Below are 13,578 nucleotides of genomic sequence, written 5' to 3' on the forward strand. Positions count from 1 at the left end.
GATGGAGCAAATGCTTGCATCGTTAGGTGGCTAAGTTAACTCAGCATTAACAAAAAAGCCCTGCACATTTGAAGGTGTGCAGGGCTCTGAAATCAGTCATAGAAGCGTAGCTTCAATACTGGTTTGGCTCCATTTCCAGATCGACCTTGAATCGTTCTGAAATGTCTTGCTGAATGTGCTGCGCCAGGCTCAGCAATTGCAGGCCGGTGGCAGTGCCGTAGTTGACCAGCACCAGAGCCTGCAACTTGTGTACGCCGGCATCCCCGTCTCGAAACCCTTTCCAGCCCGCTCGCTCGATCAACCAACCCGCCGCCAGTTTCATCTGCCCGTCGGGCTGCGCGTAGGCCACCAGGTCCGGGTATTCGATTTTGAGCTGTGCGACCAACGCGGCCGGCACCAGAGGATTCTTGAAAAAGCTGCCGGCATTACCCAGCACGGCCGGGTCCGGGAGCTTTTCGTTGCGAATGCTGCAGATCGCCAGACTGACATCGGTAGCGGTCGGATGATCGATGCCTTGCTCGGTCAGGCGCTGGCGAACCGGGCCGTATTCCAGGTGCAGGTGTGCGGCGCGGTCCAGGGTGAAACGTACGCGCAGGATCAACCAGCGTCCCGGCTCCTGTTTGAACACGCTGTCGCGATAGGCGAAGTTGCACTGCGCCAAGGTGAAGTCCCGCAGCTCGCCGCTCTGGCGATCCAGCGCGGTCAGGCCGGCGAAAACATCCTTGATCTCGACACCATAAGCGCCGATGTTTTGCATCGGTGCCGCGCCCACGGTGCCGGGGATCAGGCTGAGGTTTTCAAGCCCCGCCAAACCCTGCGCCAGGGTGTGTTGCACAAACGGGTGCCAGGGCTCGCCGGCCTCGGCTTCGATGACGACTTTGTTGCCATCATCGCTCAGGATTCGAATCCCGCGCGTGGTCATGCGCAGCACCAGCGCCGGGATATCGGCCGTCAGCAGCAGGTTGCTGCCACCGCCGATGACCAACAGTGGCACGTCATGCGCTGTCGCATAGGCCAGGGCGTCGCGCACATCGGCATCGCTGTGCGCCTCGGCAAACAACCGCGCCTTGACGTCGACACCAAAGCTGTTGAACGGCTTGAGCGAAACCTGAGGTCGAACCTGCAAACTCATAACCGCCCCTTCAATTCGATCACCAGCAAATCACTGGCGCGCTCGATCAGGTCCAGCACCTGTTCGAAACCCTGGTCGCCGTCGTAATAGGGATCCGGCACTTCATCGAGTTCCGATTGATAGCGTCGCAGGAACAGGTCCAATTCGGCCTTGCCCGTTGCCGGTTGCAGGGCCTTGAGGTGGCGCAGGTTGCTGTTGTCCATGGCCAGGATCAAGTCGTAGGCGGCGAAATCAGCGCGGGTCACTTGCTGGGCGCGCTGGGCCGACAGGTCGTAACCACGCAGCTTTGCGGCCGCCTGGCTGCGTTTGTCCGGCGCCTTGCCGACATGCCAGTCGCCGGTGCCGGCGGAAGCGACTTCGATCTGATCGGCCAGCCCTGCTTCACGCAGTTTATGGCGCAGCACACCTTCGGCCGTGGGAGACCGGCAGATGTTGCCCAGGCACACGAACAAAACGCGCATCAGGCCTCCAGCAGGCGACGAACGCGCTCAAGGTCTTCGACGGTATCAACACCGGTTGGCGGTGCGATCAGCGCATCGGCGACGTGAATTCGCACGCCGTGCCACAGCGCACGCAGCTGTTCCAGGGATTCGGTGTTTTCCAGCCAGCATGGGCCCCAGCTGACGAAGTCATGCAGGAAACCGGCGCGGTAGGCATAGATGCCGATGTGGCGGCGATACGGCACGCCGTGCGGCAATTGCTCGCGTGTTTTGGCGAATGCATCCCGGGCCCACGGCAACGTGGCGCGACTGAAGGTCAACGCCAGGCCATTGAGGTCGCTGACGACCTTGACCACATTGGGATTGAACAGGGTTTCAACGTCTTCGATCGGCTCGGCCAACGTGGCCATGCGCGCTTCGGTGTGCGCCGCCAGGTTGGCCGCGACCTGATCGATCACACTCGGCGGGATCAACGGCTCGTCACCCTGAACGTTGACCACAATGGCGTCAGGCGCCAGGCCCAGTTTCGCCGCCACTTCGGCCAGACGGTCGGTGCCGGAATTATGATCTTCACGGGTCAACACCACTTCCGCACCAAAGGCGTTGCAGGCCTCGACGATGCGCGCATCATCCGTGGCGACCACGACCCGCTGGGCACTGCTTTTGCTCGCCTGCTCCCAGACGTGCTGAATCATCGGCTTGCCGGCGATCAACAGCAGCGGTTTGCCCGGCAGGCGGGTCGAGGCATAACGCGATGGAATGACAACAGTAAAGGCTGTGGTCATTTATCCAGGCGCTCTTCGGTGGTCAGGGTGCGGGCTTCAGTTTCGAGCATGACCGGAATACCGTCACGAATCGGGTAGGCCAGACCTGCGCCCTTGCTGATCAGCTCCTTTTTGTCGGCGCTGAGCTTGAGGGGGCCTTTGCAGACCGGGCAAGCGAGGATATCGAGCAATTTGGTGTCCATGAACATTCCCTGGAAAAAAACGGTTAAGGCAGAAGACGATCCGGCAACAGGCGCATCAGCTGCGTATCGAACCAGGCCACGAAAGCCGGCGATGGCGCAGCATCGACCGCCAGGTACCACCAGTCGGTCGCGGCGAAGGCACGGCACTTCACCGCGTCCTTTTCAGTCATCACCACTGGCAATGACGGTTTGAAATTCAAGGCCTGCACGCTGTATTCGGCGTGGTCGGCAAACGCATGCGGGATTGGCTGCCAGTGTAGCGTTTCGAGGGTTTTGAAGAAACGCTGGGGATTGCCGATCCCGGCCACGGCGTGCAGCGCCTGGCCTGCGGGGAAGTGGTCCAGAGGACGCCGTTCGCCGCTGTGCAGATTGATCAATTCGGTGGGTCGCAGCTGGAAGGCAAAACCATTCTCGCGATCATCGGCCGCGCCGTTGTACAGCACCGCATCGACGCTTTGCAGACGCTCGACCGGCTCGCGCAACGGCCCGGCGGGCAGGCAACGGCGATTGCCCAGGCCACGCGCGGCGTCGATCAGCACCAGCTCAAGATCGCGAGCCAGGCGGTAATGCTGCATACCGTCATCGGAGAGAATCAGGTCCAGCGGTTCGCTCGCCAGCAGAGCCTTGACGGCGCTGCTGCGGTCCGGGTCGATCATCAACGGCACACCCGTGCGCTGGACGATCAACAGCGGCTCGTCGCCGGCCATTTCGGCGGCTTGATCCGCCTCGACGCGCCACGGCAGCTGCGGCGGCTTGGCACCGTAACCCCGGCTGACCACACCGACCCGCAGGCCACTGCGCTGGCAATGTTCGATCATCCACAAAATCAGGGGGGTCTTGCCGGTGCCGCCGACCGTGATGTTTCCGACCACGATCAACGGCACCGGCGGCTGATAGATCTCGCCCTCACCCGCCAGAAAGCGTTTGCGCTTGTTCATGACCACGCGCCGATACAGCCACTCCAGTGGCTGTAACAGCTTCAGGGCCGGATGACCTTCGTACCACGCGGCGAGCAACCGATCGGACATGGCCATCAGGGCGCGGGCGCCGCCTCGACCGTGGTCATGCGCAAGTGGCTGAAACCGAGCTTGCCGGCAGCGTCCATGGCGGTGATGACGGATTGATGCTGGGTCTTGCCGTCAGCGCTGATGGACAGCGGCAGGTTGGTGTCGCCATTGGACTCTTTTTGCAACGCGTCCATCAGGGTTGCCAGATCGTTTTTCTGCAACACCTGATTGTTCACCGAGAACGCGCCTTCGGCATTGATGGCGATATCCAGTTGCTTGATCTGCTGATCTTCTGCCGGCGAACCGCTGACCGCTTCCGGCAACTCGACACGTAGCTGGGTTTCACGGGTAAAGGTGGTGGTCACAACGAAAAAAAGTAGCAGGACAAACACTACGTCGATCAGCGACACGAGATTTATGTCCACGTTCTCCCGTTGCTTGCGGCGGAATTTCACGCTTTTTTGCCCTCGGACAGGTCCACGTCACGGTCACCCTGCACGACCTCGACCAGTTTGATCGCTTCCTGCTCCATCCCCACCACCAGCTCATCGATGCGCCGTTGCAGGAACCGGTGGAAGAAGACAGACGGGATACCGACGATCAGGCCCGAAGCCGTGGTGATCAGGGCTTTGGAAATACCGCCGGCCAGCACTGCGGCATTGGTGGTCATGCCCGTGCCCATGAACGAACTGAAAATATCGATCATGCCCAGCACCGTGCCCAGCAACCCCAGCAAAGGGGCCATGGCGGCGATGGTGCCCAGCGCATTGATGTAGCGTTCGAGCTCGTGAATCACCCGCGCAGCAGCTTCTTCGATGCACTCTTTCATGATCTCGCGACCATGCTTGGAGTTGGCGAGGCCCGCCGCCAGGATCTCGCCCAACGGTGAGTTGGCGCGCAGTTCCTTGAGCTTTTCTTTATTGAGTTGCTTGTCCTTGATCCACACCCAGACCTGCCCGAGCAGATGCTCCGGGGTTACACGGCTGGCACGCAGGGTCCAGAGACGCTCGGCGACGATTGCCATGGCCGCGATGGAACTCAGAATGATCGGCAGCATCATCCAGCCGCCGGATTTGACCAATTCCCACACAGTGACAGTCCCCTCGAAAAAGTGCGCCACTCTAACATAGGGGGTGGATGCACCGAAGACCGTGATGTCGCATCCGGTCGGTCTGTAATAACTGCGGGTTATTGGGTAAGCGGCGGCGAATCACGCCAGAAACGCCGTTGCAGACGCATCGACCAGGGCGGTTTGAAGCGTCCGAGTTGCAGACGAATGGCGCCGTGGTCGGCGCTGTCATAGATCGCCATGCCACGTTTTTGATAGCGCGCCATGACCGTGGGATGCGGATGACCAAAGGAATTGCCCTGGCCACGGGAGATCAGCACTGTATGGGGTTCAAGCACGGCCAGTAGCGCCATTGACGACGAACTGCGGCTGCCGTGGTGCGGTGATTGCAGCCAATCGGTGGGCACGGCGAGTGGACTGTCGAGCAGCGCCCGTTCGGCAGCGACATCTATATCACCGGTCAACAGCAATCGCTCACCGTTGGCTTCGATCTGCAAGACGCAGGATTTCTGATTGCTGTCGCTGGCGGATGCCCATTGCCAGAGCTGGAAGTTCACGCCATCCCAGGTCCATTGCCGACCGCTTTCACAGGCTTCGGCCTGTAACTCGGCCGGCAGCGCCTGATGATCGCCGCCGAGGACCCGGGTCACCGGCAATCCGTTGGCCACCGCGCGTGCGCCGCCGGCGTGATCGGCGTCGGGGTGACTGATGAGCATCAGATCGAGCCCGTCCACGCCCAGTTTGCGTAACGACGGCAGCACCACCCGCGCCCCCTGGTCGAAATCGCCGAAACGCGGGCCGGTGTCGTACAGCAAAGTGTGATGACGCGTGCGCACGAGAATGGCCAACCCTTGGCCGACATCCAGTTGCCAGATTTCGGCCAAGCCGTCGGACACCCGTTCTTGAGGTGAAAAAACCAGCAGCAACAGCAACGGCCAACCCAGCGGTCGCATCGGCACGCCTTTGGGCAGCAAGAGAAAAATGGCCCCGAGCGTGCCAAGCGCCCAACTCCACAAAGGGATGGCGACCGGCACCCACGCGGGCAACCGGTCCGCCATCAACGCCAGCCCCTTGAACAGCCAGTCAATCAGACCACCCGCCAACCACAGGAGCCCCTCGCCCACATAAGGCACTGGCAAGAGCAGCGTGCCCAGCAAGGCCGGTGGCAACACAACCAGACTGATCCAGGGCACCGCCAGCAAGTTGACCAACGGGCCACTGATGCTGATCGGTAAGCCGAGCACCAGCAGCAACGGACACAGGCCGATCGCGATCAGCCATTGCGCACGGGTCCAGGTCTGCCACCATTGCCAAGGGCCCAGCCGTCCACCAAAAGTGAAGACCAGCACAGCCACTGCGGCGAAAGACAACCAGAAACCCGGTTGCAGGCTGGCCAGCGGGTCCATCAGCAACACCGCGTCGAGCGCCAGCAATAACGGCCACCAGGCACCGAGGTGACGAAACCGCAGCCGCCACAACAGCATCAGGCCGATCATCACGCACGCGCGCCGCACCGGCACCTCGAAACCGGCCAGCAGCCCGTACCCGAGCGCAGCCGCGAACGCCAGCGCGCACGCCCATGGCAGCCAGGGCAAACGATTCGGCCACAAGCCATAACGGGCCAGCCCGGCGATCAGCAGATACACCAATCCCGCCAGTAACCCGATGTGTTGCCCGGAAATCACCAACAGATGCACGGTGCCGGTGTCTTGCAGAACTTGCCAATCCTCGCGACTCAACCCGGCGCCATCCCCCAGCACCAGAGCTGTCAGCGCCCCCGTTCGACCCTGGGCATCCACCGCCTGCAGGCGTTGACGAATGCTGTCACGCCAGGCCCATTGAGCATCGGCAAGCTTTTGACCGGCCTTGACCGTCCCGGTGGCACCGATGCGTTGCGCCAGCAACCAGGCGTCGTAGTCGAACGCATGCGGATTGAGCAGCCCGGCGGGACGCTTCAACTTGACCGCCAGCCGCCACTGTTCGCCGGCATTGACGGCGGGGCCGTCGTACCAGGCCAGGCGTAAATGCCTGGGCAGCCGGGTGCGTCGCGATTGACTGTCCGACAGTTCAAAACGCACCACACCGTCGGCATTCTGCGGCAAACCCGTCACCCGCCCTTCGACCCAGCGCGTCTCACCATCAAGCTTCAGCGGCAGACGATCATCCAGCGCCCACTGTGCACTCGCGCATGCCCAACTGAAGCCGAACATAAAGAACGCCAATGCGTAAGTGTGAAACGGCAGCAGCATCAGCCCGACAACAGGCAGCAACATCCAAACCCAGACCGGCGGTAATTCCGGTAAAAAACGCAACGCCAGCAAACCCGTCGCCAGCGCCATCATCCCTGTGCGCATAAGCCCGTCCTTGAGAGTCCCCTCCCTAGTCATAGCGGGCGGATCGCAGAGGCACGGTTATTAATTGTCACAAAGTCTGAATGGGCGGCTCATAGAATCCAGACATACTTGCCGCCTTAACCGACCGAGAAGCCTTATGCCCCGGCGCTTATTCAAACGTTACATGCCAGACCCGACCAGCATCAGGGAACACAAATCCTTACGCTTTCTCGGCACCCTGCTGCATGACCCGAACCTCTGGCACCTCAACCGTCACTCGGTTGCACGGGCCATGGCGGTGGGTTTGTTTGCGGCCTTTCTGCCGATTCCGTTGCAGATGCTGGTAGCCGCCATCCTCGCCATCATGGTGCGCGGCAACATGCCGATTGCCGTGAGCCTGGTCTGGCTGACCAACCCGATCACCATGCCGGCGGTGTTTTTCTGCACCTATCAGACCGGGGCGTGGTTGATGGACGTTCCCGCCAGGCATTTGCCGGACGAGTTGACCTGGGAATGGATCAGCGGTGAGCTATCGACGCTGTGGCAACCGTTCCTGCTCGGATCCGTGGTGACAGGGCTGGTGCTGGGCGCCCTCGCCTATTGCCTGACCATGCTGTATTGGCGTTGGTGGGTTGCGCGGCAATGGACGCGGCGCAAGAAAAACCGGATGTAGACATGCAAAACGGCCTCCACTTGGGAGGCCGTTTTTTTGTGCCCGCGAAAGGGGCGACTCGGTCTTGATCAGGTACGCATGCCGCGCCCACTGACCAGCAACCGCGCACAACCGATATACAGCGCAACGGTCGCCACCAGCATGAAGGTAATCGCCACGCTGATCTTGATATCCGAAACGCCGAGAATGCCGTAACGGAAGGCGTTGACCATGTGCAGCACCGGGTTGGCCAGGGACACGGTTTGCCAGAACGGCGGCAGCAGGCTGATCGAGTAAAACACCCCGCCCAGGTAAGTCAGCGGTGTCAGCACGAAAGTCGGGATGATCGAGATGTCATCGAAGTTGCGCGCAAACACGGCGTTGATGAACCCCAGCAGCGAAAAGATCGTTGCCGTGAGCACCACGACCAGAATGGTCACGCCCAGGTGATGGACCTGCAAATCGGTGAAGAACAGCGACAGCATCGTCACGATGACCCCGACCATCAAGCCACGCAGGACGCCGCCGAGGGTGTAGCCGATCAGAATGGTGTGCGGCGACACCGGCGAGACCATCAATTCCTCGATGGAGCGCTGGAACTTGCTGCCGAAGAAACTCGACACCACGTTGCCGTAGGAGTTGGTGATCACCGACATCATGATCAGCCCCGGTACGATGTACTCCATGTAGGTGAAACCACCCATGTCGCCAATCTGCCGGCCAATCAGGTTACCGAAGATGACGAAGTACAGAACCATCGTGATGGCTGGGGGCAGCAATGTCTGCGGCCAGATCCGGGTGAAGCGGCGGACCTCACGGTAAACGATGGTATTGAGGGCGACGAGGTTGGGTTGCAGCTCGGAACTCATACCGCCACCTTCGACAGATTTTTCTCCACCAGGGACACGAACAACTCCTCAAGGCGATTAGTTTTGTTACGCAGGCTCAGCACTTCAATGTTCTGCTGCGCCAATTGGGTAAACAGCGACGTGATGCCCATGGCCTTGTCCACCTGGACTTCCAGCGTGTGACCGTCGAGCAACCGCGTCGGGTAACCGATCAACTGCGGTGTCACGCCCAAGCCGTTCTTCAAATCCAGCAAGAAGGTCTCAACATGCAACTGGCCCAGCAGCTGTTTCATGCTGGTGTTCTCGACGATGGTGCCGTGGTCGATGATGCCGATGTTGCGGCACAACTGCTCAGCCTCTTCCAGGTAATGCGTGGTGAGGATGATGGTGATGCCTTTCTGGTTCAGCTCGGTGAGGAACGTCCACATCGAGCGACGCAGTTCGATGTCTACCCCCGCCGTTGGTTCGTCGAGGATCAACAGGCGCGGTTCGTGAACCAGCGCGCGAGCGATCATCAATCGACGCTTCATACCGCCGGACAGCGAACGCGACGGCGTATCGCGTTTGTCCCACAGCCCGAGCTGAGTCAGGTATTGCTCGGCGCGTTCCTTGGCGATTTTCGGCGGGATGCCGTAGTAACCGGCCTGCGTCACGACGATATCGAAGGTTTTTTCGAACTGGTTGAAGTTGAATTCCTGGGGCACCACGCCGATGCAGCGCTTGAGTGCCGCTGGTTCCTTGTCCAGGTCGTGACCGAAGATGTTCACCGTGCCGCTGGTCTTGTTCACCAGGGTCGAGAGAATGCCGATGGTCGTGGATTTGCCCGCGCCGTTGGGGCCGAGCAAGGCGAAAAAGTCACCTTCGGCGACGTCCAGATCGATACCACTCAAGGCCTGGAAACCGTTGCCGTAGGTTTTGGTTAGCTGCCGGATGGACAGAGCGGAACTCATATCTGATTACGCACCAAGAAGGGAAGAAAGGGATAAATAAGGGCGGGCGGCGACTAATACAACCACGGCGCATGAGCGCAATGGTGCGTGTCGCCGCCCCACAAGTACAGTCAAGCGTGTCGATAGTGAGTATTAAGTCAACGCGGTCATCACCGCTTTCTGATACGCCGGCCGCTGCTTCAGCCGGGCATACCAGGCTTCAAGATGAGGTTGTGGCGCGCGCTCGATCGGCATCTCGAACCAGGCATAAATGAAACTGCCGAGCGGGATATCGCCCATGCCGATGGCGTCACCCGACAGGTAAGGTTGGGTCGCCAGCGCCTGATCGGCCATCGACAGCAGGCCATCGCATTCCTTGATCGCTGCGTTGATCGCAGCCCAGTCCTGTTGATCCTTCGGCGTGCGCAACACACCCCAGAACACCGTGCGAAACGGGCCGGCGAAACTTGAGGTGGCCCAATCCATCCACTTGTCAGCCGAGGCGCGGACTTTCAAATCCGCTGGATACCAGGCCGTGCCGCTGGCGTGCCGAGCCATCAGGTAGCGCACGATGGCGTTGGATTCCCACAGCACAAAGCCGTCGTCCTCAATCACCGGCACGCGGCCGTTGGGATTCATCGCGCGATACTCGGGCGTATCGACCACACCGAAAGCACCGCCCGCATCGATAGCCTCGTAAGCCAGGCCCAGCTCTTCGGCGGCCCACAATGGCTTTCTGACATTCGACGAATTTTTCCGACCCCAGATCTTCAGCATGACCGCCTCTTTATGGATGAATGCGCAGGCAGCATACGCCGGATCAGGCGCGGCTCAAATCGCTCTGCATATCACCCAGGAGCACGGGCAGTGTGTCGCTGAACAGGTGCGGATAGCACTTTTCCAGGTGCTCGAAAAAGAATGCCTCGGGCACATCGGTGAACTGGCCGTGATCAACCAGATACTCCATCAACTGCTCGCCATCGCGATTGAACGGATGGAAAACACTGTCGTTGATCCCGTCAAACTCCAGCGGTGCCACATTGAACAGTTCACAGAGTTTCTGGTTGAAGGCCGGTGTGGCTTTGACCCAGCGTTCGTTCAGGTACAACTCCGTATAACCATGCATGGCGAACACGTCGCTCCTGAGCAACTCGAGCAAACGCGGGGTCGACAAATGATTGCGCACATCCGCCAGGCCGATACGCGCCGGGATACCACAATGGCGCGCGGCGCCTGCCAGCAGCGTGGCTTTGGGCACGCAATAGCTCTCCCCGGTCGCCAACGCATGACTGCCGCACAAGGTCTGCGGGTCGCGACTGAAGGTGTAGGGGTTGTAGCGCACAGCTTCGCGCACGGCGTAATAAAGATTGATCGCCTGCTCGAGCGGGTCGCGACTGGCACCGCGATGTTTTTCGGCGAACTCCACCACCGACGGATGGTCACTATCGATGAAGCGGCCGGGTGTCAGGTACTCGTACATGAGAACGATCTCCTGGGGGAAACCACGAGTCTAGCGAGACCATTAGCACAGACATAACGACGTTTCGGCCAAACATGGGCGTATAGCCGCGTAGGAAGCGAACGATTTCCCGAGGGTGTTGCCAACCCAACCTACAAAACTCACCCATGATTTCCCACGAATTCAATCACCTCGCTCCGACCACCCTGTTTTGCGGATGCCGTCTAAGCTCTGAAGGTTGGTTTTGCCCTGGTTCACGGAGGATTAAATATGCTGCTGTTGTGGATACTGGTTCTGGTTGTCGGGATAGCCTATTTGGCGCACCGCCGCATCGCCCCCCTGCCCGCCCTGTGTATCGTCGCGGTGTTTGTCGTCGCGATGGGTGCCTTCAGCCGCGCGCCTGGCTGGCTGCTGCTGGTTCTCTGGGTGTTGATCGCAGCCGTCGCGGCGCCGTTGTTGCTGCCCGACCTGCGTCGCAAATTCTTCAGCGCGCCGCTGTTCAACTGGTTTCAGAAAACCCTGCCGCCCATGTCACAAACCGAACGCGATGCAATAGACGCCGGCACGGTGTGGTGGGACGGCGAACTGTTCAGCGGTCGCCCGGACTGGGACAAGCTGCTGTCTTATCCAAAAGCGCAGTTGAGTGAAGAAGAACAAGCCTTTATCGACGGCCCGACCGAAGAGCTCTGCGCAATGGTCACCGACTGGCAGATCGGGCAAGACATGGACTTGCCTGCCGAGGCCTGGGCTCACATCAAGGAAAACGGTTTCTTTGCGCTGATCATCCCCAAGGAGTTTGGTGGCAAGGGTTTCTCGGCCTATGCCCACTCCCAGGTGGCGATGAAACTGGCGACCCGCAGCGGCGACCTCGCGTCCACCGTGATGGTCCCCAACTCCCTCGGCCCGGCCGAACTGCTGCTGCATTACGGCACCGAGGAACAGCGCAACCATTACCTGCCACGGCTGGCCCGCGGCGACGACATTCCCTGCTTCGCATTGACGGGGCCACTGGCGGGTTCAGACGCCGGAGCCATGCCCGACACCGGGGTGATCTGCAAAGGTGAATGGGAAGGCAAGGAAACCCTCGGCCTGCGCCTCAACTGGGAAAAGCGTTACATCACCCTGGGCCCGGTGGCGACCCTGCTCGGTCTGGCCTTCAAGGCCTATGACCCGGACCATTTACTCGGTGACAAGGAAGACCTGGGCATCAGCTTGGCGTTGATCCCCACGGATACGGCCGGTGTTGAAATCGGCCGCCGCCACCTGCCGTTAGGCGCAGCGTTCATGAACGGCCCGAACTCCGGCAAGGATGTCTTCGTGCCGCTGGACTTCCTTATCGGCGGCCAGGAAATGCTCGGCAAGGGCTGGATGATGCTGATGAACTGCCTGTCGGTCGGGCGTTCGATTTCCCTGCCGGCGGTCGGCACCGGCGCCGCCAAATTCACCAGCCTGGTGACCGGCCAATATGCGCAGGTTCGCGAACAATTCAACGTGCCACTGTCCGCATTCGAGGGCATTCAGGAAGCCATGGCGCGTATCGGCGGCAACGCCTGGATGATGGACGCGGCGCGGATGCTGACCGCCAACGCAGTAGACCTCGGCGAGAAACCGTCGGTGCTGTCGGCGATTCTCAAGTACCACCTCACCGAACGCGGTCGCGAATGCATCAGCCACGCCATGGATGTTCACGGTGGCAAGGCGATCATCATGGGCCCGAACAACTACCTCGGCCGCAGCTGGAATGGCGCGCCGATTTTCATCACTGTGGAAGGCGCCAACATTCTTTCGCGCAACCTGATGATCTTCGGTCAGGGCGCCATTCGCTGCCATCCGTTCGTGCTCAAGGAAATGGCCCTCGCCGGTCGTGAAGACAAGGACCAGGCCCTCACCGAATTCGATGGCCTGCTGCTCAAACACATCGGTTTCGCCGTGAGCAACGCCGCCAGCACACTGGTACTGAACCTCGGCTTCGGGCACTTCGAACACGCGCCAGGCAACAAGCTCAGCCAGGGTTACTTCCGCGCCCTCAATCGTCAGGCCGCCGCATTCGCCATGCTCGCGGACCTGAGCATGATGCTGCTGGGTGGTGAGCTGAAACGTCGCGAACGCCTGTCGGCACGGCTTGGCGATGTGCTCAGCAACATGTACCTCGCCTCCGCCGCGCTCAAGCGTTACCACGACCTCGACTCGCCGGAACATATGGCGCCACTGTTTACCTGGGCCATGGAAGAAAGTCTTGGCCAGTCGGAACGAGCGCTGGATGAGTTGCTGAGCAACTTCCCGAACAAAGTGCTGGGCTGCCTGTTGCGGGTGATCGTGTTCCCGCTGGGTCGTCGTCACAAAGGCCCATCGGACAAACTCGCTGCCGAAGTGGCCGCGGTGATTGGCCGGGCCAAAGGCGATCCGACACTCGAAGAGTTGCTGGCCGGTTGCTACCGTCCGCAATCGGCCGATGACGCGGTCGGAGCACTGCAACAAGCGTGCAACTTGTTGAACGCGGTGCAGCCGTTGCAGAAAAAGCTGCACATGGCACTCAAGAGCGGCCAGGTCAAACCGGCTGCCGGGGAACACGCCATCGACGCGGCGCTGGAAGCCGGGGTCTTGCAGGCGGGTGAGGCGCTGTCCCTGCATGATGCCGAGGCGGCGCGGCGCAAGGTGATCGACGTCGATGATTTCGCCAAGGAAGAACTGGCGCTGGCTGACGGAAAGGTCCGCTGATCAAGTCGACTATCATGTAAAAAT

Annotated in this window: 14 protein-coding genes; 2 read left to right on the forward strand and 12 right to left on the reverse strand. The window is 60.5% G+C overall.

Translation table 11 applies throughout. The annotated features are described in order from the left end of the window. Positions 1-112: 112 nt before the first annotated feature. The 8 genes from murB to ACM6I0_RS25675 all read right to left on the reverse strand — a co-directional run bounded on the left by murB (position 113) and on the right by ACM6I0_RS25675 (position 6,969). Complete coding sequence (gene murB, locus ACM6I0_RS25640) at positions 113-1,132, reverse strand: UDP-N-acetylmuramate dehydrogenase (protein ID WP_414923587.1); 1,020 nt, start codon at positions 1,130-1,132, stop codon at positions 113-115. After that, positions 1,129-1,593 carry a low molecular weight protein-tyrosine-phosphatase gene (locus tag ACM6I0_RS25645; RefSeq protein ID WP_285430406.1) on the reverse strand — a complete coding sequence of 155 codons (465 nt, stop codon included), beginning with the start codon at positions 1,591-1,593 and terminating at the stop codon, positions 1,129-1,131. Before ACM6I0_RS25645 ends, murB begins: the two co-directional genes overlap by 4 nt. Then, a complete protein-coding gene (gene kdsB / locus ACM6I0_RS25650; RefSeq protein WP_285430405.1) occupies positions 1,593-2,357 on the reverse strand; it encodes a 3-deoxy-manno-octulosonate cytidylyltransferase in 765 nt (254 codons plus the stop codon). Before kdsB ends, ACM6I0_RS25645 begins: the two co-directional genes overlap by 1 nt. Continuing rightward, positions 2,354-2,539, reverse strand: a complete 186-nt coding sequence (locus ACM6I0_RS25655) for a Trm112 family protein (RefSeq protein WP_285430404.1) — start codon at positions 2,537-2,539, stop codon at positions 2,354-2,356. Before ACM6I0_RS25655 ends, kdsB begins: the two co-directional genes overlap by 4 nt. A gap of 23 nt (positions 2,540-2,562) precedes the next feature. After that, positions 2,563-3,573, reverse strand: coding sequence for a tetraacyldisaccharide 4'-kinase (gene lpxK, locus ACM6I0_RS25660; protein WP_414923588.1), 1,011 nt, complete (start codon positions 3,571-3,573; stop codon positions 2,563-2,565). Continuing rightward, positions 3,573-4,001, reverse strand: a complete 429-nt coding sequence (locus ACM6I0_RS25665; RefSeq protein ID WP_208669422.1) for an ExbD/TolR family protein — start codon at positions 3,999-4,001, stop codon at positions 3,573-3,575. Before ACM6I0_RS25665 ends, lpxK begins: the two co-directional genes overlap by 1 nt. After that, complete coding sequence (locus ACM6I0_RS25670) at positions 3,998-4,636, reverse strand: MotA/TolQ/ExbB proton channel family protein (protein WP_185058243.1); 639 nt, start codon at positions 4,634-4,636, stop codon at positions 3,998-4,000. Before ACM6I0_RS25670 ends, ACM6I0_RS25665 begins: the two co-directional genes overlap by 4 nt. A gap of 98 nt (positions 4,637-4,734) precedes the next feature. Then, positions 4,735-6,969, reverse strand: coding sequence for a DNA internalization-related competence protein ComEC/Rec2 (locus ACM6I0_RS25675; protein WP_414923589.1), 2,235 nt, complete (start codon positions 6,967-6,969; stop codon positions 4,735-4,737). A 136-nt stretch (positions 6,970-7,105) separates the two neighbouring features. Between ACM6I0_RS25675 and ACM6I0_RS25680 the strand changes: the two genes are divergently transcribed. Next, entirely contained in the window at positions 7,106-7,621 is a 516-nt protein-coding gene (locus ACM6I0_RS25680) for a DUF2062 domain-containing protein (protein WP_208669424.1), read from the forward strand. Between the two features lie 68 nt (positions 7,622-7,689). On the opposite strand, the gene ACM6I0_RS25685 is transcribed toward ACM6I0_RS25680, so the two are convergent. From ACM6I0_RS25685 to ACM6I0_RS25700, 4 genes are all read right to left on the reverse strand, one after another. Further along, positions 7,690-8,469: an ABC transporter permease gene (locus tag ACM6I0_RS25685; RefSeq protein ID WP_208669425.1), complete on the reverse strand. Its 780-nt coding sequence runs from the start codon at positions 8,467-8,469 to the stop codon at positions 7,690-7,692. After that, complete coding sequence (locus tag ACM6I0_RS25690) at positions 8,466-9,398, reverse strand: ABC transporter ATP-binding protein (RefSeq protein WP_285430400.1); 933 nt, start codon at positions 9,396-9,398, stop codon at positions 8,466-8,468. Before ACM6I0_RS25690 ends, ACM6I0_RS25685 begins: the two co-directional genes overlap by 4 nt. A gap of 132 nt (positions 9,399-9,530) precedes the next feature. Next, positions 9,531-10,154 (reverse strand): glutathione S-transferase family protein, encoded by a 624-nt coding sequence (locus ACM6I0_RS25695; RefSeq protein ID WP_414923590.1) that lies wholly within the window; start codon positions 10,152-10,154, stop codon positions 9,531-9,533. Between the two features lie 43 nt (positions 10,155-10,197). Then, positions 10,198-10,857, reverse strand: coding sequence for a transglutaminase-like domain-containing protein (locus ACM6I0_RS25700; protein ID WP_285430398.1), 660 nt, complete (start codon positions 10,855-10,857; stop codon positions 10,198-10,200). A 249-nt stretch (positions 10,858-11,106) separates the two neighbouring features. Between ACM6I0_RS25700 and ACM6I0_RS25705 the strand changes: the two genes are divergently transcribed. Beyond that, on the forward strand, positions 11,107-13,554 hold the full coding sequence (locus ACM6I0_RS25705; RefSeq protein ID WP_414923591.1) for an acyl-CoA dehydrogenase: 2,448 nt from the start codon (positions 11,107-11,109) through the stop codon (positions 13,552-13,554). Positions 13,555-13,578 lie beyond the last annotated feature (24 nt).

Origin of the sequence: Pseudomonas sp. IT-P294, assembly GCF_949767865.1 — a bacterium.
Taxonomy (GTDB): Bacteria; Pseudomonadota; Gammaproteobacteria; order Pseudomonadales; family Pseudomonadaceae; genus Aquipseudomonas.